The sequence below is a fragment of the Dyella halodurans genome, assembly GCF_026283925.1.
Lineage (GTDB): Bacteria > Pseudomonadota > Gammaproteobacteria > Xanthomonadales > Rhodanobacteraceae > Dyella > Dyella halodurans.
On sequence record NZ_JAPDPF010000002.1, the window covers coordinates 228,119 to 253,474 of the forward strand.

Consider the following 25,356-nt stretch of genomic DNA (forward strand, 5'->3'; position numbering starts at 1 on the left):
GAGCGGTTAAGAACAGGTTCGCTGTCACGCTAGGTGGGCGGCATCATCTGGCCGCCGGTAGCTTGGTGGCGAAGGAGCCGCCGGATGCATCAGAAACTCTTTCGCACGTTGACGAAGATCTCGGTCGAGCTGTAATTGAAGCCGATGTCGGCATTGCTCTTGTCGTGCAGCCACAGTATCGAAGGCCGCAAGCTCCAGGTTGGCGCGAACTCCCAGGTCAAATAGGTGCCCGCCTCGTGCAGGTTGTCGTTACGCTGCGCCAGGATGACGCCGTCGAGCGCTTCAGGGTGAAAATGCAGCGCCTCCATGTCGTAGGCATTGTGCTCCCACCAGTAATAAATGCCCCAGTCCACCGTGTCAGTGAATGCGAAATCCAGTGTCGCCGACGCACCGTACAGATCGGAGTTGCCATCCGGCAGCGTCGTCGAGACATAGCGGCCGAAGCGTCCGTCGACGGTGAGACTGGCTCGGCCATCCATGAATGAATGGATCCAGCCGGCCGTGCCCTGGGCGGTCGTGCGGGTCCAGGTGACGACCGGCTCGCCCGGAAACCAGCGTCGGGAGTAGAGCAGTTCGAAGCTGAGCTGATTGGCGGCATCGAGACGATGGCTGTAGTCGCCATAAATACCGGCATCGTTACGATAATTGCCGTTGCCGCGATAGCTGACGCGGCCCCTGAAGCCCACCGCCAGGTTGTTGTCGCCGAACGAGCGGCTGCCCGCCATGTTCCAGCGCAGATCGGAGTTGTCCCGGCTGTCGTTGTTGTCGAAGTAGCGGAAGCGATAGTCCAGCGTGCCACTGAGCGCGTAGCCGTTGTCGAGTTCGTAGTTGAGTCCGCCGCCAACGCGAAGATTGTAGAACGTATCCTTGCGATCACTGCCGCCAAATGTCTGCGTCCCGATGGTGTCATGCACGTCGTAGACGCCGATGCCGGTTTCCGCATAGCCGAAACTCGTCAGGCGCCTGCCTCCCTCGACGGACTGCGTGGCAGCGTCGTTGTAGATCCTGACCTGGCTCAGCAAATCCGGTGGCAGATTGTCGAAACGCAGCACCGTCTCGAATTCGATCTTTGCCTCGGCGTAGCGACCGAGTGCGTAGTACGCGCGGCCTAGTGCGAGATGCGCGCGCGGCGAGTCAGGCTGTGCCGCGAGGCTGGCCTGAAACAACTCCTTCGCCTGTTCGGCGTGGCCTGCGCCTAGGGCGGCGCGACCGAGCACGTAGTCGAAGGCGGGGTCGCCACGCCTGGCCTCGGCCATGGGCGAAAGCAGGTCGTACGCTTCGGCGTACTTGCCATCGCGCAACAGTTGTTGCGCGTGGTCGAGTTCAGCGCTCGCCGTGGGGCTCGCCGTGGCGGCGGTTCCGCCGGCGAAGGCGGCGTCGATCGGCTGCGATACCAGGCCGGCAATGAAAAGCATGAATGCGACCGACCATTTCGGGCGCGGGCGAGCGCGGAAAACGGTGCGAGTGGAAGTCAATCCATGCATGGCTTTATCCGATTTTGATATCGATTAACGATGCTCGGTCGTTGATGCTGTGATCTGTCGAATGAATGAATTATTTGGCGCGTATAAGGTCGGTGACTGATTCCATCGAGTCCGCCGAAAATAGTCGCCATTACTCGTTGCGAATTCCCCGGCCATCCACGCCCTGCTTGCCGCGCATGAGTGGCAACTCATGATCGGTGGTTTTAGCGGCTCGATACATGAAGAGAGCGTGAGGACTTCGATTGTGCAGGATCAGTGATGGTTTCGGCTGCGGGCATTTCGATTGTGTACGTGCCGTGACACTCGCTTTCTCGCTATCGCGATTTATTTTGCCGTGCAGGAGGAGCGATTCTTCGGCGTCTCGCGACAACGTTTTCTTCGTCTCCGACCAGTATTTTTACTGATATGTATTACTGGCTACTTTACTTACCATCCCTGCGTGGGGTGATGAAACGACAGGCCGCTCGCATGCCTGCCTGTGGTCAAACGGGCCAAATTTCCGGCGCATATCTGGAATTCCGATCTACATGACTAGATAGGGAGCAGGCATGGCTACGACCGAAAAGAAAATGTCGCGGATGCAACTCACCGCGATGGTGGTGGGTGGCATGGTTGGCGCGGGTATCTTTTCGCTGCCGCGTACCTTCGCCAACGCCACTGGCCCCCTCGGTGCCGTCATCGCCTGGCTGATCGCCGGCACCGGCATGTACATGCTGGCGCGGGTGTTCCAGTCGCTGGCCGAGCGCAAGCCCGATCTCGACGCTGGCGTCTATGCCTATGCCAAGGCCGGCTTTGGCGACTATCCGGGTTTTCTTTCGGCTTTTGGTTACTGGATCGGCAGCTGCATCGGCAACGTGTCGTACTGGGTGCTGATCAAGTCGACCCTTGGCGCCTTCTTCCCGGTCTTTGGCGAGGGCAACACGGTAACCGCCATCGTGGTCGCATCGATCGGCATCTGGCTGTTCCATTTCATGATACTGAGGGGCGTCCAGCAAGCGGCATTCATCAACAGCGTCGTCACCGTGGCCAAGGTCATTCCGATCCTTGTCTTCATTTTGATCCTGATCTTCGCCTTCAGGATGAACATGTTCAGCGGGAACTTCTATGGCGGCGGCCTGGAAGGCGGCATCTTCGAGCAGGTGCGCGCGACCATGCTGGTCACGGTCTTCGTCTTCCTCGGCATCGAGGGCGCCAGCGTGTATTCGCGCTATGCAAAGGAACGCTCCGACGTCGGTACGGCCACGATCACGGGCTTCATCATCGTGACCACGCTGATGGTGCTGGTGACCCTGCTGCCTTATGCCGTGCTGCAGCGGGTCGATGTCGCTGGCATGCGCCAGCCTTCGATGGCGGCGGTACTCGAAGCGGTGGTTGGTCACTGGGGCGCAGTCTTCGTCAGCATTGGCTTGCTGGTATCGGTGCTGGGTGCCTATCTCGCCTGGTCGCTGATCTGCGCCGAGGTGCTGTTTACCGCCGCGAAGACGAAGGACATGCCCTCGGTGTTCGCCCGGGAGAACAAGAACAAGGTGCCCATGGTCGCCTTGTGGGCAACCAATATCGTCGTACAACTGATCGTCATCACCACCTATTGGTCGCGTGACGCCTTCGCGCTGATGTTGAGCCTGACCAGTGCGATGAGCCTGATTCCCTTCCTGCTGGTGGCGGCCTACGGCCTGCAGCTGACCAAGCGCCGTGAAACCTACGAGGTGCGGCCGCAGGAGCACGGGCGTGACCTCGTCATCGCGATTCTCGCCACCATCTACACGGCCTTTCTGCTGTACGCCGGTGGCATCAAGTTCATCGTCCTGTCGGCCGTGCTGTATGCGCCAGGCACCGCGCTGTACTTCTGGAGCCAGCGCGAACAGAACAAACCCATCTTTGCCAAGACATCGGACTGGATCATCTTCGCCCTTGCGGTGATCGGCGCGATCGTTGGCATTTATTGGATCGCAACTGGCTACATGCAGATCTAGACGTTCATTAGTCTTCGAGATCGGAGAACATCATGACGAGTGGGAAAACGGGTGAATTCGGGGTGTATTCGGAGGTCGGGCAGTTGCGCAAGGTCATGGTGTGCGCGCCAGGCCTGGCGCATTCGCGCCTGACGCCGAGCAACTGCGACGATCTTCTGTTCGACGACGTGCTGTGGGTGGACAACGCCAAGCGCGACCATTTCGATTTCGTCAACAAGATGCGCGACCGCGGCATCGAAGTGCTGGAGATGCACAACCTGCTGGCGGAAACCGTGGCGGTGCCGGAAGGCAAGAAGTGGATACTCGACAACCAGGTCGTGCCCAACCAGGTGGGACTAGGCTTCATTGATGAACTGCGCAGCTATCTGGAAGGGCTGGAGAATCGCAAGCTGGCTGAAACGCTGCTGGGCGGCTTGTCGACGCATGACTTTCCAGAGGACGTGGGTGGCAAGGCGCTGGCCGTCGTCAAGGAAGCGGCGGGCGTCACCGAGTATCTGCTGCCACCGCTGCCGAATACCTTGTACACGCGCGACACCACCTGCTGGATCTATGGCGGCGTGACACTGAATCCGCTGTATTGGCCGGCACGCCACGAGGAAACGGTCCTCACCACCGCCATCTACAAGTTCCACCCGGATTTCGCCGGCAAGGTCAATGTGTGGTGGGGTGACCCGACCGAGGATCACGGCCTGGCCACGCTGGAAGGTGGCGACGTGATGCCGATCGGCAAGGGCGTCGTGCTGATCGGCATGAGCGAGCGCACCTCGCGCCAGGCCATCAGTCAGCTCGCAGCCACGCTGTTCCAGAAGGGCGCCGCGGAGCGGGTGATCGTGGCGGCCATGCCGAAGATTCGCGCCGCCATGCATCTGGATACGGTGTTCACGTTCGCGGACCGCGACTGCGTCCTGTTGGCGCCGGACTTCCTGGCGCAGACGCGCGCGTTCTCGTATCGGCCGAGCAGCCACCCGAGTGGCGTCGAGCTGCACAAGGAAAAGAAGGACTTCGTCGACGTGGTGGCCGAGTCGCTGGGGCTCAAGCAGCTGCGCGTGATCGAGGCAGGCGGCAGCGACTACCAGCGTGAGCGCACGCAGTGGGACAGCGGCGCCAATCTGGTCTGCGCCTCGCCGGGCGTGGTCTACGCCTACGATCGCAACACCTACACGAACACCTTGCTGCGCAAGGCAGGTATCGAAGTGATCACGATAGTTGGCGCAGAACTGGGCCGCGGACGCGGCGGCGGTCATTGCATGACGTGCCCGATTATCCGTGACGCGGTGGATTACTGATGGCTTAGGAGCGCTTCCGTCGTTGCGAGACGGAAGCGCCATCGCGCGGTCGGCCCGAATGGGGCAGGCGGCATGGGGAGGGTCAGAAAAAAATACCGAGCTCCAAGGCCGCCGCCGGCTTGTTCCCCAACACCCCAGGCGGCAACCAAGTCACTATCAGGAAGACGCCCGTGTCTGCGAACTGCGCGATCCGTCGAGTTGTTCATGCTCCTGTGGCCCTGGTGCTGTGCGCGCTCGCAGCCACCGTGCTGCTGTCGGCGTGCCAGCGCGGCAGCGAGGAGCAGGCCGCTGAAATCCGCCCCGTGCGCGTCCTCACCATCGAGCGGCAGATGGTCGGCGACAGTATTTCCCTGACCGGGCGCCTGCAGGCGCAAGCCGAAGTCAATGAATCCTTCCGCATCGACGGCCGCCTGATCGAGCGCAACGTCGATGTCGGCGATCGGGTTCGCCCCGGCCAGGTGCTGGCGCGGCTGGACCAGATGAACGAGCAGAGCAACCTGCAGTCCGCGCGCGCCCAATTGGCGGCCGCCCAGGCACAAGGACTGGAGGCACGCACCAGTTATGCCCGCATGCGCGACCTGCTGGCCGAGCATGCGGTGTCGCGCGCCTCGTTCGAGCAGGCCGAGGCGATGCAGAAGATCACCCAGTCGCAGATCGATTCGGCGCAGGCGCTGGTCGAGATCGCCCAGAACCGGCTGAGCTATACCAACCTCGTTTCCGACGCCGCCGGTGTGGTGACCGCCCGTGGTCCGGAAGCTGGCGAGGTGGTGGCCGCGGGACGCATGATCGTCCAGGTGGCGCGCGAAGGCGCGGTCGACGCCGTCTTCGATGTGCCGGCGGCGGTCAAGGACGTTGCACCAACGAATCCCGAAATCCTCGTGGCGCTGGGTGGCGATCCAAAGGTAACGGCCGTCGGCAAGGTGCGCGAAGTGTCGCCCCGTGCCGACCCGATCACCGGCACCTTTACCGTGCGCGTCCGGCTGATCAATCCGCCGCCGGCGATGCGCCTGGGCAGCACGGTGACGGGGCGCATGAAACTCGACAGGGTGCCCGCGCTGGATATTCCGGCCAGCGCACTGATTCGGCCGGGCGGCAAGCCGGCCGTATGGATCGTCGATACCAAGGCCGGGACGGTGTCCGAGCGCAACGTCGAGCTGCAGGCCTATGACGCGGAGCGCGTGCAGGTGTCGCAAGGGCTGGCACCAGGGGATGTGATTGTCACTGCCGGTGTACAGGCGCTGCGGCCAGGGCAGAAGGTCCGCTGGACCGAGGCGACAAAATGATCGGCCCGAACCTGTCGGAATGGGCGCTCTCGAAGCGTTCACTGGTGGTGTTCCTGATGATCATTTCGGTGATCGCGGGCACGCTGTCGTTTCTCAAGCTGGGTCGTGCCGAGGACCCGGTCTTCACGTTTCGCACCATGGTGGTGGTGGCGGCCTGGCCTGGCGCGACGGTCGACGAGACGACCTCGCAGGTGACCGAGCGACTCGAGCGCACACTGCAGGAAACGCCTCATCTCGAACGCGTGCGCAGCTACACGACGGCGGGGCAGACGACGATCTTCGTCGATCTGAAGCAGTCCACGCCGCCGGCCGTGGTTCCCGACGTCTGGTATCAGGTGCGCAAGAACATCGGTGACATGCGGATGACGTTGCCGGCCGGGGTGGTCGGGCCGTTCTTCAACGACGACTTCGGTGACACCTTCGGCATCATTTACGCGTTCACTGCCGACGGCTACAGCTTCCGCGAATTGCGCGACCGGGTCGAAGCGATCCGCTCGCGCCTGCTGCTGGTGCCGGACGTCTCCAAGATCGAGGTGCTGGGCGCGCAGGACGAGCAGATCTTCATCGAGTTCTCGACCGAGCGGCTGGCGGGCCTGCGCCTGGACTACCCGAGCATCGTGGCGGCCTTGCAGGCGCAGAACGTGATCCGCCCGGCCGGCGTGCTGCATACCAACCAGGAACGGGTATTCATGCGGGTCAGCGGTTCCTTCGATACGGAGGAGGACATCGCCAACGTCAATCTGGTGCTGAGCGGACGCATCATCCGGCTGGGTGACATCGCCAAGGTGCGGCGCGGCTACGCCGATCCGCCGCAGCCGATGTTCCGCGTCAACGGCAAGCCGGCGATCGGCCTGGCCATCGCGATGCGCGACGCCGGCGACATTCTCGCGCTCGGCCGCAATATCAAGGCCGTGATGGCCGACGTCACCGCGAACCTTCCTCACGGCATCGAGCCGACCCTGGTGGCCGACCAGGCGGTGACGGTCGACGTGGCGATCAATGATTTCATGGCCTCGCTATGGCAGGCCATCATCATCATCCTGGTGTGCAGCTTCGTCAGCCTGGGCGTGCGTCCGGGCATGGTGGTGGCGCTGTCGATTCCGCTGACCCTGGCGATCGTGTTCGCCATCATGGACATCGTGCATATCGACCTGCACCGGGTATCGCTTGGCGCGCTGATCATTGCGCTGACCTTGCTGGTCGACGATGCGATGACCACGGTCGACGCCATGATCAACCGCCTGGCCGCCGGCGACAGCAAGGACCAGGCGGCCACGTTTGCCTATCGCACGCTGGCCGCGCCGATGCTGATCGGCACCCTGGTGACGATTTCCAGCTTCGTGCCGATCGGCTTCGCCCGGAGTTCTGCGGGCGAGTACACGTTCTCGATCTTCGCCGTGGTGGCGATCGCGCTGATCGTGTCCTGGCTTGGCGCGGTGATCTTCGCGCCGCTGGTCGGCAAGGCGATCCTGAAAGCGCCCAAGGCGGACGCGAATGCGAAACCGAGCAAGCTGATCAGTGCCTATGGTGGTTTCCTGAAGGGCGCGATCCGCGCGCGCTGGTTGACCATCGGGCTCACGCTCGCCGCCTTCGTGGTGTCGATGTTCCTGGTGCGCTTCGTGCCGCAGCAGTTCTTCCCGGCCTCGGATCGACCCGAACTCACTGTCGACCTGACCCTGCGCCAGAACGCCTCGATCTATGCGACCGAGGCCGAGGCCGAGCGCTTCGAGGCCTTGTTGAAGGACGATCCCGACGTCGACCACTTCAGCACCTATGTGGGCCGCGGCGCCGTGCGCTTCATCCTCACGCTCAACGTGCAGCTGGCCAATCCGTTCTTCGCCCAGGTGGTGGTGGTGGCCAAGAACCTTGAGGCACGCGATCGGCTGCAGCTGAAACTGGAGAAGGCGCTGGCCGAGCAGTTCCCCGATATCGTGGCGCGCATTTCCCCGCTCGAACTGGGTCCGCCAGTGGGATGGCCGTTGCAGTACCGCGTCTCCGGTCCGGACAAGGACGAGGTGCGCAAGATCGCGCTCGACCTGGCCGGCATCCTGGGTGCGGATCCGCGTTCGCGCCACGTGAACTTCGACTGGATGGAGCCGGCGCGGCAGATCCAGATCCACATCAACCAGGACGAGGCGCGCCAACTCGGCGTCAGCAGTGCCCAGCTGGCCGCCATCATGAATGCCACCATCACCGGCACCACGGTGACCCAGGTGCGCGACGACATCTACCTGGTCAATGTGGTGGCGCGCGCCAGCGAAGAGCAACGCCAGTCGATCCGCACCCTGAGTACGCTGCAGGTGCCCACGCCGAGTGGCCGCATGGTGCCACTCAACCAGTTCGCGACGTTTGCGGAAGAGCAGGAAGCCCCGCTGATCTGGCGGCGTGACCGCGTGCCGACGCTGACCGTCCGCGCGGACGTGCGGCGGGGCGTGCTGCCCGACGAGGTGGTCGAGACGCTGGCGCCGAAGATCAAGGACTTCAACGCCAAGCTGCCGAAGGACTACAAGGTCGAGACCGGCGGCTTGTACGAGGAGAGCGCGGAATCGAGCGCCTCGGTGTTTGCCGTGGTGCCGCTGATGATCCTGCTCATGCTGATCAGCATGATGGTGCTGCTGGTGAGCTTCCGGCGGCTGGCGATGGTGGTCTGCGTGATGCCGTTGGGCATGATCGGCGTGGTGTTGGCCTTGCTGATCTTCAACCGGCCACTCGGCTTCGTGGCGATCCTGGGCATTCTGGCCTTGATCGGCATGATCGCCAAGAACGGTGTGATCCTGATCGTGCAGATCGAAACCTACCGCAGCGAAGGCATGGGCGTGCTCGAAGCCGTGGTGGCGTCGGGCACCTCGCGCATGCGTCCGATGATGCTGACCTCGATCTCGACGGTGTTCGGCCTGATCCCGATCGCACCGACGGTGTTCTGGGGTTCGATGGCCATCGCCATCATGGGCGGCCTGCTGGTGGCTACGGTGCTGACCCTGATCTTCCTGCCGGCGCTTTACATGGTGGTATTTGGCAAGGAAGAACGAACACCGGCGCTATCCGGCACGGCGAACGATTCCTCGACCTGATGGAGGAGGGCGGACGCGATGAGCTTGGCATCCACATCGACGGCGATTACGGGATTTTCCGCTGCACCCACGGACGATGCGCGCGCTGCCGTGCTCGATCTCTATGTCGCGGATCTCGCGCAATTGTTCGACGCGATGGATCTGGCGCCTCTGGGCGAGCGCGACCTGGACCCCAAGACGGATGCATTCATCGTCGACTGGGCGCAGGAGTTGCCGGCGACGCAGTCGCTGCAGCTGGTCATTCATCTAGGCAAGCCGTCCGCCAGCGGGCAGGACGCCGCGATGGTGGGTGAGGCGGTGCATGAGTATTACGCGCATTGTGCACTGGCTACGCGCCGTCGGTTGACCAAGCTGTTTCGGGTGGGCCGCATCAGCCTGTTGATCGGCGTCGTGTTCGTCGGTGTGGCCGCCGGCATCGGCGAAGCCGTCGTCAGCCTGTTCAGCAAGGAGCGCTATGCCACCCTGGTGCACGAAAGCGTGGTGATCGGCGCCTGGGTGGCGCTGTGGCGGCCGATGGAGATCTTTCTCTACGACTGGTGGCCCATCCGCGCCGAGGCACGGCTGTTCGAGCGCTTGAGCAAGCTGCATGTCCACCTGGTCGCCATGGGTGGGCAGGACGGGGTGCCGCCATGAGGCCCGTTCCCGATAAGGGCAAAGAACCCGTAAGCCATTCGCGTGTACCCACGATCCTGGAGCGCGGCCTGCTGTTCTTCCTGGTGTGGCTGGTGCTGATGCCGAGCGTGAAGCTCGCGGATCTCGTGGTCGGCGTGATCGCGGCAGTGCTGGCGACCTGGACCAGCCTGCGGCTGCTGCCACCCGAGGCCGGCTATCTGCGCTTTGGCGCCTTGCTGGCCTTCGTGCCGCATTTCATGTGGCAGTCGGTGCTGGCGGGCGTGGATGTGGCCCGCCGGGCCTTCGATCCGCGCCTGCCATTGCGGCCGGGCTTCGTGGTCTGCCGCGTAGGTTTTCCGCCAGGGCCAGCACGCAATGAGTTCGCCGTGATCACCAGCCTGTTGCCGGGCTCGGTGCCCGCAGGCGATGTCGAGGGGGCGATCATTTATCACGCGCTGGATACGCGGCAGCCCGTCGCCGAACAGTTGGCGGAAGAGGAAAAGCGGCTGACCGCCGCCCTGATCGGCGGCGACGGCCATGACTAGTTTTCTGCTCGCGATGACGTTCTTCGTGGTGGTGATGGTCGCCGTGGGGTTGTTCTGTGTCCTGCGCGGCGCCAGCAATGCCGACCGCATGATGGCCGTGCAATTGTTCGGTACCGGCGGCATCGCGGCGCTGTTGTTGGCCGGTGTAGCGAATGGCACGGAAGGCGTGGTTGAAGTGGTGCTGACGCTGTCGGTGCTGGCGGCATTCGCGGCGGTGGCCTTCGTCAAGGCCGATGAATCGGGCGCCAAGGACGACGACCGCCCGGAGCAGGGGCCATGAGGATCGCCGCCGACATCTTCACCATCGTCGCCATCCTCACCGGTGCGTTTTTCTTTCTGGCCGGCACCGTCGGCCTGTTGCGTTTTCCGGACACGCTCACCCGGCTGCATGCACTGACCAAGGCCGACAACCTCGGGTTGGGGCTGGTGGTGCTGGGCTTGCTGCCGCAGTCCAGCAGTGTGTTTGGCGGATTGAAAATGATCCTGGTCTGGCTGCTGGTCCTGCTCGCCTCAGCCACGGTGTCCCAGTTGATCGCGCGCGCCGCGCGTCGCGGTGGGCCGCATCCATGAGCATCGCGCTGCACCTCGCCCTGATCGCGCTGCTGCTTGCGCTTGCCTTCTGGACCGTCGTCGCCCGCGAGACGTTCGCGGCCGTTGCCGGTTTTGTTTCCTACGGTTTGCTGCTGACCCTGGCATGGGTGGCACTGTCGGCTGTCGACGTGGCCTTGACCGAGGCGGCCATCGGTGCGGGCCTGACTGGCGCGTTGCTGATCGGCGCGACGTCCCGCCTGCGCAAGACTGAAGCGGCCGCCCGGGCCGAACGGCCAGGTCGGGCGACGCGTGTGCTGGCGGCCATCGTTGCCACCGCAGTCGCCGCAGCCATCGCAGCCTGCGTCCTGCTGCTGCCGGATCCGGGCCCAAGCTTGGCCCCTGAGGTCGCGCAGAACCTTGCCTCGACCGGCGTGGGCAACCCGATCACGGCCGTGCTGATGTCGTTCCGCGCGATGGATACGATGCTGGAAGCGATCGTGCTGCTGTTTGGCTTGATCGGTATCTGGTCGTTGGCCTCGGACCGCTATTGGGGTGGCCGGCCGGGACTGGCCCCGGTGGTCGAACCCAACGGCATCCTGGCCTATCTCGCACGCGTGCTGCCGCCGATCGGCCTGGTGGTCGGCATCTACATCCTGTGGGTAGGCGCCGATTACCCGGGCGGCAAGTTTCAGGGCGGTACCGTGCTTGCCGCGATGTGGCTGCTGCTGCTCATGTCCGGCTTGCATGACGCGCCCGCGGTGAGCCAGCGCTGGGTGCGCCTGGCACTGGTCGCAGGACCGGCCGTGTTCATCCTCGTCGGCGTCCTCGGCGTGTTCGTGGCCGGCGCTTTCCTGGGTTATCCGGAAGGTCTCGCCAAGCCGTTGATCATCGTCATCGAGGTGGCGTTGCTGCCGTCGCTGGCGGTCACCCTGACCCTGCTGCTGATGGGGCCGCCCCAGCGATCGGAGTCGTCGCCATGAACGCGCCGACCTTGTTCGGGCTGTGCGCCGCCGTGCTGGTCGGCTTCGGGCTGTACGGCCTGATCGTGCATCCGCAGCCGCTGCGCAAAGTGCTCTCGTTCAACCTGATGGGTAGCGGCGTCTTCCTGGTCTGCGCGGTGATTGCGCGCCGTGGCGCGGCAGCTGGGATGGGCGGCGATCCGGTGCCGCAGGCCTTGCTGATCACCGCCATCGTGGTCGCCTTCGCGGCCTCGGCGCTTGCCGTGGCCTTGATGCTGCGCCAGTTCGACGAAACCGGCTCCAGCTCGCTTTCGAACGACCCTGGCCCCGCGCCGGCCAAGCCAGCTGCCAAAGGCGAGGCCTGAGTGTCGCCCGCAGCGCCAGTGAACCTGACCACGCCAGGCGGCCTGTTGCTCGTGCTCGCGGTGCTGCTGCCGTTTGCTGGCGTGCTGCTTGGACTGGTGCTCGGCGGTCGTCATGCGCAGCGGGTGGCGTGGCTGACGATACTGCTTGGCATCGGTGTCGTGCTCGCGATCACGCGGGCCTCGCTGGGCTCCGGTGCATCGCTGGTCTATCTGCTGGGTGGATGGGCGCCACCGCTAGGTGTCGCGCTCCGCGCAGACGGTCTCGCGGTCTGCATGATGCTGGTGGTTGCCGTGGTCGTCGGCGCGGTGGGCGTCTACGCGAATGGCGATTTCGGCACGCCTGCGGGCCAGCGCGAAACCCGGGCGGCGCTCGCGTTCTGGCTCCTGCTGCTGGCGGTGTGGGGATCGCTGAACCTGGTGTTCGTGAGTGGCGACATCTTCACCTTGTACGTAGCGCTGGAACTGCTGACCTTTGCCGGCGTTCCGCTGGTGGCCCTCGATGGCCGGGCCGAGACGCTGCAGGCGGCGCTGCGTTATCTGGTCTACGCCTTGCTCGGCTCGATGTTCTACTTGCTGGGCACGTTCTTGCTGTATGGCGCTTACGGCACGCTCGACATCGCGCTGCTGGCAGAGAGAGTCGGAGCGCAGCCTGTGACCTGGATGGCGGCGGCACTGATGACGGCAGGCCTGCTGGCGAAGACCGCGCTGTTTCCGTTGCATCTGTGGCTGCCGCCTGCGCATGCGGGTGCACCCGCTGCGGCGAGTGCGCTGCTTTCCGCACTGGTGATCAAGGGCGCCTGGTTCCTGGTCGTGCGGCTGTGGGTCGACGTGTTTCCCGGCATCGTGAGCTTGCCGGCGGCGCAGTTGCTCGCGGCGCTGGGTGCATCGGCGATCATCGTTGGCAATATCGTGGCGCTGCGCCAAGCACGGCTGAAGTTGTTGATCGCCTACTCGACGGTGGCCCAGATCGGTTACCTGTTCCTGATGTTTCCCTTGGTCCAGGCGCTCAACGCGACGCAACAAGGCAACGCGGCGGCAGTCACCGGCGGCCTGCTGCAGGCGATCTCGCACGCGACGGCGAAAGCGGCAATGTTCATGGCGGCCGGACTGATCTACAGCACGCTTGGCCATGACCGCGTGGCCGATCTTCGCGGTGCCGGGAGGGCCTTGCCGATGACCATCACCGCGTTCGCGCTGGCCGGCGCTTCGCTGATCGGCCTGCCGCCCTCGGGTGGCTTCCTGGCCAAGTGGCTGCTGCTGTCGGCCGCCATCGCCACGGCGCAATGGTGGTGGGTGCTGGTGATGCTGGTCGGTGGCCTGCTTACCAGTGCCTATGTCTTCATGGTGGTGGTCCGCGCCATGGCGCCCGCGGCGCCGGGCTGGTCGCCGAAGAAGCAGGTGCCGGGCTATCAACAGGCAGCCGTGCTGGGGCTGGCCCTGTGTTCCTTCCTGCTCGGCTTGGCGGCCTTGCTGCCGTTCGATGTGGCGCAGATCGGTCGCGCGGTCGTGCCGCTGGTTGGTTCGCCATGAATCTCGACCAGACCCTGCTGGCCGCCGCGATGGGCCTGCCGTTGCTATTGCTGCTTGCCTGCGCGTCGGCACGCCTGCGCCGTCGCATGCCGGCGCTGTTCGTGCTCGCGCCGTTGCCGGCGCTCGCGGCCGCGCTATGGGCTGGCCACGATTCGATGCTGGTGCTCGGCAATACTCGCTTTGCCCTGCGCTTTGCGCTCGACCTTCCGGGCGCGATGCTGCTGGGTTGCGCCGCCGTGCTGTGGGCGCTGGCGGGCATGTTTGCCTGGCGTTATCTGCGTGAGCGGGCAGACAGCGACGGCCTGGTGGTCTGCTGGCTGATGACCTTGACCGGTTGCGTTGGTGTCTTCCTGGCCGCTGACATGATCGGTTTCTATTTCCTGCTGGCCGTGCTCAGCGTCGGCGCCAGCGGCCTGGTGCTGCAGGGGGAGGGACCGCAGGCGGTGCGCGCCAGCGCGATCTACCTCGGCCTCGCCTTGCTGGCCGAAGCCTTCCTGCTGGCGGGGCTGATCCTGCTGGCGCAGGCCACGCCGGACGGCAGCCTGCTGATCCGCGACGCGGCGGCGGCATTGCCGGGCTCGCCGTGGCGCGACCTCACCCTGATCCTGCTGCTGGTCGGCCTGGGCATGAAGGCCGGCCTGGTGCCGCTGCATTTCTGGATGCCGCTCGCCTATGGCGAGGCGCCGATACCCGCGGCGGCGGTGATGAGCGGCGCCGTGGTCAAGGCCAGCATCCTCGCCTTGATCCGTTTCCTGCCGTGGAGCACCGCACTGCCCGATGCCGGGCATGCACTGGCCCTGATCGGCCTGTTCGGCGCGATCTACGGCGTGCTCATCGGCATTACCCAGTCGCAGCCCAAACTGATCCTGGCCTATTCGAGCGTGAGTCAGATGGGTTTCCTGGTGGCAGTGATCGGCATGGGGCTGGCAGCGGGCGATACCGGCACCGCCTTGGCGGCAGCCTTCTATGCCGCGCACCATCTGCTGGTGAAGGGCGCGCTGTTCCTCGCCGTGGGCGTGGTGATGCTTACCGGTCGCCGGCACCGTTGGCCGATGCTGGTGCCTGCTGCCGTCATCGCGTTGGGCTTGGGCGGCCTGCCGCTGACTGGCGGCGCGCTGACGAAGTACGCGGCCAAGGACCTGCTCGGCGAGGGTCTGGCCGGCTCGGTGGCGGTGGTGTCGTCGATTGCCACGACCTTGCTGATGATCCACTTCCTGCGTCGTCTCAGCGCCATGACGGCTGTCGAAGCCGATGCCCGCGCTCCCGCAGCGATGGTCACTGCCTGGCTCGCCATGGCGCTGGCGTCGCTGCTTATTCCATGGGCGCTTTACCTGGCCATACCGATCGACACGCTGCCCAAGGCCGTCGCGCCGGCCGCCTTGTGGGCGGCGCTTTGGCCGGTGCTGGTGGGTGCGCTGCTGGCGCTCGGCCTGGATCGGCTTGGGACGCGGATACCGCAGGTGCCCGCGGGCGACGTGGGCGAGGTTCTGTATCCGCTGGAAGACGCCAGCATGGCGGCGGGCGGCTGGTGCGAGCGCGTGGACGCGTTCACCCGCCGCTGGGCCGTGTCTTGTATCGCCTTGTTGCTGGTGTCGTTGCTGTTTGGCTGGACGCTGATGGTGGGTTGATGCTGGCGTGCGATTTCATCACGCGCGAGCGCGCACATTAGCGACGGTTGAGTCTTTCCCAGTCCGTTTGTTTCAACGGGGAATGCGCCATGAGAAGGTTGACATTGATGATGCTCGCCGCCGCCTCGGTCGCGCTTGCCGGCTGCATGGTCGGGCCGAACTACCAGCGTCCCACGGTGGAGACGCCGGAGCAGTGGCGCATCGACCTGCCCAAGGCCGAGGAAGTCGTCAATACCAAATGGTGGGAGCAGTTTGGCGATCCGGTACTGAATCAGCTGATCGAAACGGCGTTGCGCGACAACCTGGATGTGCGTGTCGCCGCGGCGCGCGTCGACCAGTTCATTGGCATCCTGCGCACATCGCGCGCACAGGCATTGCCACAGATCAGCTACAACGCGAACGCCAGCCACAACCGCACCAGCGAAGTCGGCATGCCGCCGCTGTCGCCCGCGCTTGACCCCGAATTCAACCTCTACCAGGGGACGCTCGCCGCGTTCTGGCAGATCGACTTGTTCGGCCGCGTGCGCCGTCTCAACGAGGCGGCGCAGGCCCAGGTCTATGCAAGCGAACAGGCCCAGCGCGGTGTGGTGTTGTCACTGGTGGCGGGCGTGGCCAATAGCTACATCACCCTGCGTGGACTGGATCGCCAGCGTGAGATCGCGGTGGCGACGGCGGCCAATTTCGGCGAGACCATGCGCATCTTCGAGTTGCGCTACAAGTCGGGCCTGGTCTCCGAAACCGAAGTGTCGCAAGTGCGCTCGCAGTTCAAGCTGGCGCAAACCGCGATCCCGGCCATCGACCAGCAGATCGCGATCCTGGAAAACGGCATCTCGGTCCTGCTCGGCCACAATCCGGGCCCGATCCCGCGTGGCAAGTCGATCGACGAGTTGATGCTACCGGTGATCCCGGCGGATATCCCTTCGACCGTGCTGGAACGGCGTCCGGACATCCTGCAGGCGGAGCAAAACCTGGTTGCGGCCAATGCCAATGTCGGCGCCACGCGCGCGCTCTACTATCCGAACATCTCCTTGACCGGCCTGCTTGGATCGGTCAGCACGGCCTTCAGCGACTTCCTGACCGGCCCTGCGCAGGCGTGGTCGGTGGGGGCAGGGCTGACCGGACCGATCTTCACTTCGGGCGCGATTCGCGGGCAGGTGCGCTCAGCCGAGGCACAGAAGCAACAGGCCGAGCTGTTCTACCAACAGGCGGTGTTGAATGCGTTGGGCGATACCAACGACGCGTTGATCGGCGCGCAGAAGACGATCGAGCAGGTGGTCTTGCAGCAGCAGCGCGTGGATTCCTTGCGCGAATACGCGCGACTGTCCCGCCTGAAATTCGAAAGCGGCCTGATCGGCTATCTCGATGTACTGGTCTCGGAAAACGACTTGTTTGCCGCCGAACTGTCACTCGCCAGCCTCAGCGCGCAACGCTATACGCAGGTGGTGAGTGTGTACCAGGCGATGGGCGGCGGTTGGGTGGATCTTGCCGATGCCATGACGCCGGTGCCGCTAGGTTCGGTGCAGACACACAAGTAATGGCTTGCGCCTGACCGATGACGTATGCGTAACATGTGTTTTGCGATACAAAGAACCGAGCCACAGGGATACAACGCATGATCGAGCAGATTCAAGGTTTGCCGCCGGGCACACTGGGCTTTCGCGCCAGCGGGCAGGTGACCGCCGCAGACTACGAGCGGGTGCTGGTGCCGGATATCGAGGCGGCGTTTGCCTTGAATCGCAAGTTGCGCCTGCTTTACCACGTCGGTCCGGATTTCACCGGCTTCGATCCGGGCGCGATGTGGGACGACATGATGCTCGGCTTCCGCCATTTCAGCGGCTGGGATCGCGTGGCGCTGGTCACCGACGTGGCCTGGCTACGCATTGCCGCGTCCGCCATGGGTTTCGTGGTGCCTGCCGAGTTCCGCCTCTTCAGCAATGCCGAACTGGTGCTGGCGATCGACTGGATTCGCGAGCCGAAGCCGGCGACGGAAGAAGAGAACAAATGAAACTGTTTGCGGGGTCCTTGTCAGCGGCCACGGCTTGTGTTGAAGTCGGCGCCATGTCCTGCCTCCGCGCCCGTTTTGTTTCCATGACTGCCACCGCCGCTTCCGCGACGGCAGGCACTCATGCGTGCGCGCTGAATAACAACGCCAATAACAATACCCGCATCGACGGGTGGGCCGGCGTGTAAGCAGAAACTGCAAACATTCACGCAAAAAGGCCCGCTCCCAGCGGGCCTTTTTGTTTTTCCACTGCACGAAAAACCAACCAAGGGACCTGTGTCATGTGTTCGATCTTCGGCATGTTCGACCTGCAGCCAGGCGATGACCTGGCGGCATTGCGCCAGCAGGCGCTGGAGCTTTCCCAACGCCAGCGCCATCGTGGCCCGGACTGGAGCGGTGTGTTCGTCGACGCCGGTGTGATCCTGGTGCACGAGCGCCTGGCCATCGTCGACCCGGCCAGCGGCGCGCAACCACTGCGCTCGCGCGATGGCGCGCTGGCGTTGGCGGTGAACGGCGAGATCTACAACCACCGCGAGTTGCGCGCCGCCAGCGGCTATGACTTCACCACGGGTTCGGACTGTGAGGTGATCAATGCGCTGTATCGCGAACCGGTCAGCCCGCTTGAATGGGTGGCCAGACTCAACGGCATCTTTGCCTTTGCCCTGTGGGACAGCGAGGCAGCGCGCTATCTGATCGCCCGCGATCCGATCGGCGTCTGCCCGCTGTACTGGGGGCATGATGGCGAAGGGCGGCTGTGCGTGGCCTCGGAGATGAAGGCGTTGTCCAGCCTTTGCGCCGACGTGGCGCCGTTTCCACCGGGCCATGTGTATGACAGTGCCGATGGCGAGCTGCGTCGTTATTACCACAAGCCCTGGCGCGATTACTCCCATACCCAAGGCCACGACGTTTCGTCGCAGGATTTGCGCGAGGCCTTCGAGCAGGCGGTGCATCGCCAGCTGATGACGGACGTGCCCTATGGCGTGCTGCTCTCCGGCGGCCTGGATTCCTCGCTGGTGGCTGCCTGCGCCGCGCGATTCGCGCGTCACCGGGTGGAGGACGACGACCGCGGCGAGGCCTGGTGGCCGCGCCTGCATTCCTTCGCGATCGGGCTGGAAGGCTCGCCCGATCTCGCCGCCGCCCAGGTCGCTGCGGATGCGCTGGGTACGGTGCATCACGGCTTCGTCTATACGTTCTGGGAAGGGCTGGACGCGTTGCCCGAAGTCATTCGCCATATCGAAACTTATGACGTCACCACCATCCGCGCCTCGACGCCGATGTACCTGCTGGCGCGTCGGATCAAGGCCATGGGCGTGAAGATGGTGCTGTCAGGTGAAGGTTCGGACGAGATCTTTGGCGGCTACCTGTATTTCCACAAGGCGCCGTCGGCCGAGGCGTTCCACGAGGAAACCGTGCGCAAGCTGGATGCACTGCATAGCTACGACTGCCTGCGCGCGAACAAGTCGATGATGGCCTGGGGCGTGGAGGCACGCGTGCCGTTCCTGGACCTGGCATTTCTCGACGTGGCCATGGGCCTGGATGCGCGGCACAAGATGGCGGGCAACGGACGTATCGAGAAGGCCGTCTTGCGCGAGGCGTTCCAGGGTGCCTTGCCGGACGAGATCCTGTGGCGGCAGAAGGAGCAGTTCAGCGATGGCGTCGGCTATGGCTGGATCGACGGCCTCAAGGCGCATGCGGAGCAGGCGATCAGCGATCGCGAATTTGCCGCGGCGGCGACGCGCTTCCCGCACAACACGCCGGCGACCAAGGAGGCTTACCTGTATCGGCGCATCTTCGAACGCTACTATCCGGGACAGGCCTGCGCGGCGACCGTGCCGGGCGGCAAGTCCATCGCGTGCTCCTCACCCGCGGCCCTGGCCTGGGATCCGACGTTTGCAGGCGCGGCCGATCCGTCCGGGCGTGCGGTGCGTGGCGTGCATCAGCAGGCGTTGGCGTAACGGCTTGTCTTCCTCTCCCCTCCGGGGAGAGGACTGAGGTGAGGGGCGGGTGGTCGCGATGAGGTGGCTACGAAGCACGCTTCGTCTGCATTTCGTCGCAAGATTGCCCCCTCACCCCAACCCTCTCCCCAGTGGGGAGAGGGAGCTGACGGCGCGGTCAGTTCTCGTCCAAATCCCCACTACGCGACAACAACACCGCCACCGGCCGCGTACCCGGAAACTCCGAAAACACCATCGCCATGCAGGCGGTAATCGGCACCGCCAGAAAGGCGCCTGGAATGCCCCACAGCGCGCTCCACACGGTCAGGCTGATCAGGATGGCGAATGGGCTGAGGTTCAGCGAATTGCCCATCAGGTACGGGTCGAGAAAATTGCCTATGAAGAACTGTGGCACCGACAGCGCCAGCGCTAGCATCAGCACCGTATCGGTATCGCCATACTGGACGACGGCAAACGCCACCGGGAAAAACACGCTGAGGAACGAGCCGATATAGGGCACGTAATTCAACAGCGTGATCACCACCGCCCAGAACGCGGCCAGCTCCAGCCCGAAGAACGCCATGACCGCCCAGCTGACCAGGCCAAGCAGCAGGCTCAGCAGGGTCTTCAGCGCCAGGTAGGTGCCCACGCGCTGGTTGATGTGCACGATGATCTTTTCCAGCTGCGCCACGTTGTGCGGCTGATCCGAGAGATGCGCCAGCTTGTTCGGCAGGTTGCCCTTCTCGACCAGCAGGAAGGCGACGTAGAGGAACACCACGATCAGGCTGGCGGCGATCGAGGTGACAGACAGCACGGTGGAGCCGATCAGGCGCTGCATATTGACCTGGCCGAGCACGTCGCGTCGCAAGGTGGCCCAGGTCGGCTCGGACTCGAAGCCGAATCGGGCAGCGCCTTTCTGGATCATGGTCAGCAAGGTGGCCTGGTACTGCGGCAGCAAGGTCGCGACACGCGTGAGGTTGGTCATGATCAGGGAGGCCATGGCCATCAAGGCCAGCGCGATCACCAGGATCGACAGCGCGTAATGCAGCTTCATGGGCAGGCGCGGCCCGATCACCGGAATGCGGTAGAGCAGTCGGGTCAGGCCGACGATCACGTAGACCACCAGGATGCTCAGGACCACCGGCTCGAAGATCTTCCTGCCGACGTGGAGCACCCACCCCACGGCCATCGCGAATACCACGCCATAGACCAGGGACTGAAATCGCTCGTTCATGCGGGCATGGGTCCGGGCAAAAGGGGCGCCTGGTGCGGGCCGGGCTGCGTCTAGCCTTGCCGTCCGTGACCGACCGTGTCGGAGCCTTACCGGTGGCGCGACTTTTTTATGTGAAATCGCCCCCAGGCCGGGGCGCGCCAGGCCGCGCCGCGCCTTACCGGCAAATCGGAGTCCTCTGTTATCCTAAAGGGCTGCTGATACGGAAGCTCAACCCAAATGATCGAAACCAATCCGATCCTTGCGCAGATCGCGGACCTCAAGGGCCGCGTCGAGTCGCTTAGGGGGTATCTTTGACTACGCCACCAAGCGTGAGCGTCTCGAAGAAGTAAGCCGCGAACTGGAAAGCCCCACCGTGTGGGACGATCCGCCGCGCGCCCAGGAGTTGGGCCGCGAACGCGCCCGCCTGGACACCATCGTCAGTGGCATCGACAGCTTGACGGCCGGTTTGACCGACGCCGGCGAGCTGCTGGAGATGGCCGCCGCCGACAACGACGAGGACACCGCCAACTCGGTGATCGCCGACCTGCGTGGCCTCGACGCCAAGGTGAGCAAGCTGGAATTCCAGCGCATGTTCTCCGGCAAGATGGACGCCAACAACGCATTCGTGGACATCCAGGCCGGCGCCGGCGGCACCGAGGCGCAGGACTGGGCCGAAATCCTGCTGCGCATGTACCTGCGCTGGGCCGAATCGCGCGGCTGGAAGACCGAGTTGCTGGAAGTCAGCGGTGGCGAAGTGGCCGGCATCAAGTCCGCCACCTTCCGCGTGGAAGGCGACTACGCCTACGGCTGGCTGAAGACCGAGATCGGCGTGCACCGCCTGGTGCGCAAAAGCCCGTTCGATTCGGACAATCGCCGCCATACCAGCTTCACTTCGGTGTTCGTGTCGCCGGAAGTGGATGACGACATCGATATCGACATCAACCCGGCCGACCTGCGCACCGACGTGTACCGTTCGTCCGGCGCCGGTGGTCAGCACGTCAACAAGACCGAGTCGGCCGTGCGTATCACGCATATCCCGACCAATACGGTGGTGGCCTGCCAGACCGAGCGCAGCCAGCACGCCAACCGCGACCGCGCCATGAAGATGCTGGCGGCCAAGCTGTATGAGCTGGAGCTGCAGAAGCGCAATGCCGAGAAGGACGCGCTGGAAGCGTCCAAGTCGGACATCGGCTGGGGCAGCCAGATCCGCAACTACGTGCTCGACCAGAGCCGTATCAAGGACCTGCGCACCGGTATCGAGCGCTCCGATACGCAGAAGGTGCTCGATGGCGACCTGGATGAATTCATCGAGGCCAGCCTGAAGTCGGGCCTGGATGCGGGCGCCAAGCGCGTGGATGCCTGATCGCGAGCCATCGAATCTGCACGACGACCGAGGTGTTGCCTGCATGAACAGAACGAAGACTTTCGCCATTCTGGTTGTGTGGGCCGCCCTGGCGGCAAGCAGCGGCGTGGCCGGCGCGCAGCAGGAAGGCACGTCGTCCTCCTCCGGCCAGGGTGTCAAGCAAGATGCCAAGGCGGCCGGCAAGGACATTGGCGACGGCGCCCGCGATATCGGGCACGCGACCAAGAACGCAGCCATTTCGGTCGGCCACGGCGCGAAAGAAGCAGACCAGGGCATCGGGCATGGCGCGAAAGAAGGCTGGGAGGCCACCAAACACGCAGTGAAACACGTGTTCGGCAAGAACGATTGACAGTCGGCGTCGCGGGCAAGCACTGTCCCGCTCGTCCGCTGATCGGATGACAACTAGAGATGCGTCCGCCGAACGGCGCGGGCGCCGGCAGCTACGGAAACCTCATGACTGAACCGACCGATATCCAGCCCATCGACGAGAACAAGCTGATCGCCGAGCGCCGCGAGAAACTGAAGGCGTTGCGCGGGCAGGGCGTGGCGTTTCCGAATGACTTCAAGGTCGATGCGTTTGCAGGCGACCTGCAGGCCGAATTCGCCGATGTCGAGCAGTGGACCGCCGAGAGCATCGAAGGCGCCGCGCGGCGCGTGAAGGTGGCCGGCCGCATCATGCTCAAGCGTGACCAGGGCAAGGTCGCCTTTGTGCAGATGCAGGACTTCAGCGGCCGCATCCAGCTGTTCATCCACCAGGGCACGGTAGGCGAGGACACCTTCAAGGCCTTCAAGGGCTGGGACCTGGGCGACATCGTGGGCGCCGAAGGCGTGCTGATGCGCACCAAGACCGGCGAGCTGTCGGTGAAGGTCGATGTGCTGCGCCTGCTGACCAAGAGCCTGCGCCCGCTGCCGGACAAGCGCCATGGCCTGGCCGACGTCGAGCAGCGCTATCGCCAGCGCTATGTCGACCTGATCGTGACCGAAGAAGCGCGCCGCACGTTCGCGCAGCGCTCGAAGATCATCGGCTTTATCCGCAAGTGGCTCGAGGCCGAGCCGCGCCGCTTCATGGAAGTGGAAACGCCGATGATGCACGTGATCCCGGGCGGCGCCACCGCGCGTCCGTTCGTCACCCACCACAATGCGCTCGACATGGACCTGTACCTGCGCGTGGCGCCGGAGCTGTACCTCAAGCGCCTGGTGGTCGGCGGCTTCGATCGCGTGTACGAGATCAACCGCAACTTCCGCAACGAGGGCGTGTCTACGCGGCACAACCCCGAATTCACCATGCTGGAGCTGTACCAGGCCTACGCCACCCACGCCGAGATCATGGATCTCACCGAAGAGGTGATCCGTGAGTCGGCCAAGGCGGTGATTGGCACCACCAAGCTCACCTGGGATGGCGTCGAGATCGACGTCGGCCCGGCGTTCCGGCGCTGGAGCATGGAAGACGCGGTGCTGGAACTGAACCCGGAGATCCGCCGCGAAGAGCTGCGTGACCGTGATGCGCTGGTGGCCCACTGCAAGCGCCTGGGCATTCCGCTCAAGGGCGAGTTCGGCTGGGGCCGCCTGGTGCTGGAGATTTTCGAGAAGACGGTGGAGCACACCCTGATCCAGCCGACCTTCATCACCGACCATCCGGTCGAGGTGTCGCCGCTGGCCCGCGAAAGCGACACCAAGCCGGGCATCACCGACCGCTTCGAGCTGTTCGTCAACGCCAAGGAGCTGGCGAATGGTTTCTCCGAGTTGAACGACCCGGAAGACCAGGCCGCGCGCTTCCAGGCCCAGGTGGATGCGAAGGCATCCGGCGACGACGAAGCCATGCACTTCGACGCGGACTACATCCGCGCACTGGAAGTGGGCCTGCCGCCGACGGGCGGCCTGGGCATCGGCATCGATCGCCTGGTGATGTTGCTGACCAACGCGTCGTCGATCCGCGACGTGTTGCTGTTCCCGTATATGCGCCCGGAAGCCTGAGGCCCGTCAGGCCGTGGATGAGCAAAGGGCCCGCATCGTGCGGGCCCTTTGTTTTGGCTGTGGGTCAGGCGGTTGTGCGGATGCGTCGCCGCAACAGCACCGACTGCAGCAGGTTCACCCCGCTGGAGGCGGCCCAGTACAGGCCCAGGCCGGCGGCGAGATGCCAAACCACGAAGAATGAGATCACCACGGGCAGCCATTGCAGCAAGGTCTTGGCCTGTGCGGACATCGCCGGGTTCAAGAGGATGGCGGCATAGCTCAGTGCCGCAACCAAGGCGGCCAGCCACAGATCGGGTCGAGCCAGCTTGGGAATCCACAGAAAGGCTCCCGCGCCAGCCAGGCCTTGGCGAATCGCTGCATAGACACCCAGTCCCAGCGGAGCCTGGACCATCGCCGTCAGTAAGCCGCCGCCCATGCCGACGCCCAGGCCATGTTCGCGATAAAGCGTGCGCATGGCGGCCGCATGGGCCATGGGGTCGTCAGCGTGGCGCTGGGCCAGTTGCTCCAGTTTCGGTTTCAAGGCGGTCATGGCCTGTCGTTGCCGCCAGGCGTGCTCCGCGGCGCGCAAGGTCCACGGCAGCAAGACCAGCCGGACCATCAGGGCCAAGGCGATCACGGCCATGCCGTAACTGCCGTTGAGACCATGCGCCAGGCTATCCAGAACCTGTGCGATCAAAGCGACAAAGCTGTTCCACAACGCCACAGTACGTCCCCTTTCGTATCGTCAACGATGCTTGCGAAGTGGGCATGCCCCGCAGCCATTCCAAGGGGCGGATGCCATGCGGCATTGTCGGCTAAACTTGGCGATTCACTCAGCAGGAGCTTGCCATGTGGTTCGCCATTGTCGGTACCGACGTCCCTGATTCGCTGGAAAAGCGGAAAAGCGTGCGACCGGCCCACATCGGGCGGCTGCAGCAGCTGCTCGAGGAGGGGCGCTTGCTGGTGGCGGGCCCGTTTCCGGCGATCGAGTCGGATGACCCGGGCCCGGCTGGTTTCACGGGCAGCCTGATCCTGGCTGAATTTCCGTCCCAGGCCGAGGCGGAGGCCTGGGCCAAGGCGGATCCGTATGTGGACGCCGGTGTCTACGCCAGCGTCAGCATCAAGCCGTTCCTCAAGGCGCTGCCGCGGGCATGAGCGCACCGATGGTCGAGCAGATCCGTGAGCGCCTGCAGCAGGCGCTCGATCCCGTGGCTCTTGAGGTGCTGGACGAAGGCCACAAGCACGCCGGCCACGCCAACGAGGGCAAGGGGCACTACCACGTACGCATTGTCAGCGCGGCGTTTGCCGGGCAGTTGCCGATCAAGCGGCACCGCCTGGTTTACGCGGCATTGCAGGGCCTGATGGACAACGGCATCCACGCGTTGTCGATCGATGCCAAGGTGCCTGGCGAATAGATCACATGGTCGCTGCCCCGTACCAGCGGCATCCCTGCGGCCTTCCCTGGCCGAAGGGCTGATCAAGCCGCGGTAACAGGCTCATGCTCCATACATAAAGCCCTAATTAACATTGACTTACATATCAATGTTAAAGTGGATTGGTCTGGCGAAACGCATTGCAGCAGCGGCCTGCGTTTGGCACAGTGCCCCATCGCCCGAAAGCCTCG

Annotated in this window: 24 protein-coding genes; 21 read left to right on the top strand and 3 right to left on the bottom strand. The window is 64.3% G+C overall.

Features of this window, described 5'->3' with window-relative positions; all coding sequences use genetic code 11:
* Positions 1 to 89: 89 nt before the first annotated feature.
* On the bottom strand, positions 90 to 1,415 hold the full coding sequence (locus OUZ49_RS04755; RefSeq protein ID WP_266148834.1) for a tetratricopeptide repeat protein: 1,326 nt from the start codon (positions 1,413 to 1,415) through the stop codon (positions 90 to 92).
* 617 nt (positions 1,416 to 2,032) lie between these two features.
* Here OUZ49_RS04755 and OUZ49_RS04760 point away from each other — a divergent pair.
* From OUZ49_RS04760 to asnB, 16 genes are all read left to right on the top strand, one after another.
* Positions 2,033 to 3,457 carry a basic amino acid/polyamine antiporter gene (locus tag OUZ49_RS04760; RefSeq protein ID WP_266148835.1) on the top strand — a complete coding sequence of 475 codons (1,425 nt, stop codon included), beginning with the start codon at positions 2,033 to 2,035 and terminating at the stop codon, positions 3,455 to 3,457.
* A gap of 32 nt (positions 3,458 to 3,489) precedes the next feature.
* A complete protein-coding gene (gene arcA, locus OUZ49_RS04765; protein WP_266148836.1) occupies positions 3,490 to 4,743 on the top strand; it encodes an arginine deiminase in 1,254 nt (417 codons plus the stop codon).
* A gap of 170 nt (positions 4,744 to 4,913) precedes the next feature.
* Positions 4,914 to 6,026 (top strand): efflux RND transporter periplasmic adaptor subunit, encoded by a 1,113-nt coding sequence (locus OUZ49_RS04770; RefSeq protein ID WP_266148837.1) that lies wholly within the window; start codon positions 4,914 to 4,916, stop codon positions 6,024 to 6,026.
* Complete coding sequence (locus OUZ49_RS04775) at positions 6,023 to 9,097, top strand: efflux RND transporter permease subunit (protein WP_266148838.1); 3,075 nt, start codon at positions 6,023 to 6,025, stop codon at positions 9,095 to 9,097. Before OUZ49_RS04770 ends, OUZ49_RS04775 begins: the two co-directional genes overlap by 4 nt.
* Before the next feature lie 18 nt (positions 9,098 to 9,115).
* On the top strand, positions 9,116 to 9,730 hold the full coding sequence (locus tag OUZ49_RS04780) for a hypothetical protein (protein ID WP_266148839.1): 615 nt from the start codon (positions 9,116 to 9,118) through the stop codon (positions 9,728 to 9,730).
* A complete protein-coding gene (locus OUZ49_RS04785) occupies positions 9,727 to 10,254 on the top strand; it encodes a Na+/H+ antiporter subunit E (RefSeq protein ID WP_266148840.1) in 528 nt (175 codons plus the stop codon). The genes OUZ49_RS04780 and OUZ49_RS04785 overlap by 4 nt, the downstream gene beginning before the upstream one ends.
* Positions 10,247 to 10,534, top strand: a complete 288-nt coding sequence (locus OUZ49_RS04790) for a monovalent cation/H+ antiporter complex subunit F (protein ID WP_266148841.1) — start codon at positions 10,247 to 10,249, stop codon at positions 10,532 to 10,534. The genes OUZ49_RS04785 and OUZ49_RS04790 overlap by 8 nt, the downstream gene beginning before the upstream one ends.
* Positions 10,531 to 10,824: a monovalent cation/H(+) antiporter subunit G gene (locus OUZ49_RS04795; protein ID WP_266148842.1), complete on the top strand. Its 294-nt coding sequence runs from the start codon at positions 10,531 to 10,533 to the stop codon at positions 10,822 to 10,824. Before OUZ49_RS04790 ends, OUZ49_RS04795 begins: the two co-directional genes overlap by 4 nt.
* Complete coding sequence (locus OUZ49_RS04800) at positions 10,821 to 11,765, top strand: hydrogenase subunit MbhD domain-containing protein (RefSeq protein WP_266148843.1); 945 nt, start codon at positions 10,821 to 10,823, stop codon at positions 11,763 to 11,765. Before OUZ49_RS04795 ends, OUZ49_RS04800 begins: the two co-directional genes overlap by 4 nt.
* A complete protein-coding gene (locus tag OUZ49_RS04805; RefSeq protein ID WP_266148844.1) occupies positions 11,762 to 12,109 on the top strand; it encodes an NADH-quinone oxidoreductase subunit K in 348 nt (115 codons plus the stop codon). The genes OUZ49_RS04800 and OUZ49_RS04805 overlap by 4 nt, the downstream gene beginning before the upstream one ends.
* Positions 12,110 to 13,639 carry a complex I subunit 5 family protein gene (locus OUZ49_RS04810; protein WP_266148845.1) on the top strand — a complete coding sequence of 510 codons (1,530 nt, stop codon included), beginning with the start codon at positions 12,110 to 12,112 and terminating at the stop codon, positions 13,637 to 13,639.
* Positions 13,636 to 15,267 carry a proton-conducting transporter transmembrane domain-containing protein gene (locus OUZ49_RS04815; RefSeq protein ID WP_266148846.1) on the top strand — a complete coding sequence of 544 codons (1,632 nt, stop codon included), beginning with the start codon at positions 13,636 to 13,638 and terminating at the stop codon, positions 15,265 to 15,267. Before OUZ49_RS04810 ends, OUZ49_RS04815 begins: the two co-directional genes overlap by 4 nt.
* An 89-nt stretch (positions 15,268 to 15,356) precedes the next feature.
* Complete coding sequence (locus OUZ49_RS04820; protein ID WP_266148847.1) at positions 15,357 to 16,802, top strand: efflux transporter outer membrane subunit; 1,446 nt, start codon at positions 15,357 to 15,359, stop codon at positions 16,800 to 16,802.
* 77 nt (positions 16,803 to 16,879) lie between these two features.
* Entirely contained in the window at positions 16,880 to 17,272 is a 393-nt protein-coding gene (locus OUZ49_RS04825; protein WP_266148848.1) for a SpoIIAA family protein, read from the top strand.
* Positions 17,269 to 17,457 carry a hypothetical protein gene (locus OUZ49_RS04830; RefSeq protein WP_266148849.1) on the top strand — a complete coding sequence of 63 codons (189 nt, stop codon included), beginning with the start codon at positions 17,269 to 17,271 and terminating at the stop codon, positions 17,455 to 17,457. Before OUZ49_RS04825 ends, OUZ49_RS04830 begins: the two co-directional genes overlap by 4 nt.
* A gap of 93 nt (positions 17,458 to 17,550) precedes the next feature.
* Complete coding sequence (gene asnB, locus OUZ49_RS04835; RefSeq protein WP_266148850.1) at positions 17,551 to 19,224, top strand: asparagine synthase B; 1,674 nt, start codon at positions 17,551 to 17,553, stop codon at positions 19,222 to 19,224.
* Positions 19,225 to 19,381: 157 nt separating this feature from the next.
* Here asnB and OUZ49_RS04840 read toward each other — a convergent pair whose 3' ends face one another.
* Positions 19,382 to 20,437, bottom strand: coding sequence for an AI-2E family transporter (locus OUZ49_RS04840; RefSeq protein WP_266148851.1), 1,056 nt, complete (start codon positions 20,435 to 20,437; stop codon positions 19,382 to 19,384).
* A 216-nt stretch (positions 20,438 to 20,653) separates the two neighbouring features.
* Between OUZ49_RS04840 and prfB the strand changes: the two genes are divergently transcribed.
* The 3 genes from prfB (at position 20,654) to lysS (ending at position 23,753) form a co-directional block, all read left to right on the top strand.
* Positions 20,654 to 21,779 (top strand): peptide chain release factor 2 gene (gene prfB / locus OUZ49_RS04845; RefSeq protein WP_266148852.1). Its coding sequence is split into 2 segments (ribosomal slippage): positions 20,654 to 20,728 and positions 20,730 to 21,779, totalling 1,125 coding nucleotides; the frame shifts between segments, so codons are not numbered across the junction.
* Positions 21,772 to 22,128 (top strand): hypothetical protein, encoded by a 357-nt coding sequence (locus tag OUZ49_RS04850; RefSeq protein ID WP_266148853.1) that lies wholly within the window; start codon positions 21,772 to 21,774, stop codon positions 22,126 to 22,128. Before prfB ends, OUZ49_RS04850 begins: the two co-directional genes overlap by 8 nt.
* A 104-nt stretch (positions 22,129 to 22,232) precedes the next feature.
* Complete coding sequence (lysS, locus tag OUZ49_RS04855) at positions 22,233 to 23,753, top strand: lysine--tRNA ligase (RefSeq protein WP_266148854.1); 1,521 nt, start codon at positions 22,233 to 22,235, stop codon at positions 23,751 to 23,753.
* A gap of 64 nt (positions 23,754 to 23,817) precedes the next feature.
* Here lysS and OUZ49_RS04860 read toward each other — a convergent pair whose 3' ends face one another.
* A complete protein-coding gene (locus tag OUZ49_RS04860) occupies positions 23,818 to 24,456 on the bottom strand; it encodes a YidC/Oxa1 family membrane protein insertase (RefSeq protein ID WP_266148855.1) in 639 nt (212 codons plus the stop codon).
* Between the two features lie 125 nt (positions 24,457 to 24,581).
* Between OUZ49_RS04860 and OUZ49_RS04865 the strand changes: the two genes are divergently transcribed.
* Positions 24,582 to 24,887 carry a YciI family protein gene (locus tag OUZ49_RS04865; RefSeq protein ID WP_266148856.1) on the top strand — a complete coding sequence of 102 codons (306 nt, stop codon included), beginning with the start codon at positions 24,582 to 24,584 and terminating at the stop codon, positions 24,885 to 24,887.
* Entirely contained in the window at positions 24,884 to 25,147 is a 264-nt protein-coding gene (locus OUZ49_RS04870) for a BolA family protein (RefSeq protein WP_266148857.1), read from the top strand. Before OUZ49_RS04865 ends, OUZ49_RS04870 begins: the two co-directional genes overlap by 4 nt.
* The last annotated feature ends 209 nt before the right edge of the window (positions 25,148 to 25,356 follow it).

Bases quoted from the DNA above. Each gene is read 5' to 3' on its own strand.
- OUZ49_RS04840 (WP_266148851.1), bottom strand. From the start codon at position 20,437: ATGAACGAGCGATTTCAGTCCCTGGTCTATGGCGTGGTATTCGCGATG.
- OUZ49_RS04870 (WP_266148857.1), top strand. From the start codon at position 24,884: ATGAGCGCACCGATGGTCGAGCAGATCCGTGAGCGCCTGCAGCAGGCG.
- OUZ49_RS04850 (WP_266148853.1), top strand. From the start codon at position 21,772: ATGCCTGATCGCGAGCCATCGAATCTGCACGACGACCGAGGTGTTGCC.
- asnB (WP_266148850.1), top strand. From the start codon at position 17,551: ATGTGTTCGATCTTCGGCATGTTCGACCTGCAGCCAGGCGATGACCTG.
- OUZ49_RS04795 (WP_266148842.1), top strand. From the start codon at position 10,531: ATGAGGATCGCCGCCGACATCTTCACCATCGTCGCCATCCTCACCGGT.
- OUZ49_RS04815 (WP_266148846.1), top strand. From the start codon at position 13,636: ATGAATCTCGACCAGACCCTGCTGGCCGCCGCGATGGGCCTGCCGTTG.
- OUZ49_RS04775 (WP_266148838.1), top strand. From the start codon at position 6,023: ATGATCGGCCCGAACCTGTCGGAATGGGCGCTCTCGAAGCGTTCACTG.
- OUZ49_RS04805 (WP_266148844.1), top strand. From the start codon at position 11,762: ATGAACGCGCCGACCTTGTTCGGGCTGTGCGCCGCCGTGCTGGTCGGC.
- OUZ49_RS04785 (WP_266148840.1), top strand. From the start codon at position 9,727: ATGAGGCCCGTTCCCGATAAGGGCAAAGAACCCGTAAGCCATTCGCGT.
- OUZ49_RS04800 (WP_266148843.1), top strand. From the start codon at position 10,821: ATGAGCATCGCGCTGCACCTCGCCCTGATCGCGCTGCTGCTTGCGCTT.
- OUZ49_RS04820 (WP_266148847.1), top strand. From the start codon at position 15,357: ATGAGAAGGTTGACATTGATGATGCTCGCCGCCGCCTCGGTCGCGCTT.
- arcA (WP_266148836.1), top strand. From the start codon at position 3,490: ATGACGAGTGGGAAAACGGGTGAATTCGGGGTGTATTCGGAGGTCGGG.
- OUZ49_RS04825 (WP_266148848.1), top strand. From the start codon at position 16,880: ATGATCGAGCAGATTCAAGGTTTGCCGCCGGGCACACTGGGCTTTCGC.
- OUZ49_RS04760 (WP_266148835.1), top strand. From the start codon at position 2,033: ATGGCTACGACCGAAAAGAAAATGTCGCGGATGCAACTCACCGCGATG.
- OUZ49_RS04830 (WP_266148849.1), top strand. From the start codon at position 17,269: ATGAAACTGTTTGCGGGGTCCTTGTCAGCGGCCACGGCTTGTGTTGAA.
- OUZ49_RS04790 (WP_266148841.1), top strand. From the start codon at position 10,247: ATGACTAGTTTTCTGCTCGCGATGACGTTCTTCGTGGTGGTGATGGTC.
- lysS (WP_266148854.1), top strand. From the start codon at position 22,233: ATGACTGAACCGACCGATATCCAGCCCATCGACGAGAACAAGCTGATC.
- OUZ49_RS04780 (WP_266148839.1), top strand. From the start codon at position 9,116: ATGAGCTTGGCATCCACATCGACGGCGATTACGGGATTTTCCGCTGCA.
- OUZ49_RS04865 (WP_266148856.1), top strand. From the start codon at position 24,582: ATGTGGTTCGCCATTGTCGGTACCGACGTCCCTGATTCGCTGGAAAAG.
- OUZ49_RS04755 (WP_266148834.1), bottom strand. From the start codon at position 1,415: ATGCTTTTCATTGCCGGCCTGGTATCGCAGCCGATCGACGCCGCCTTC.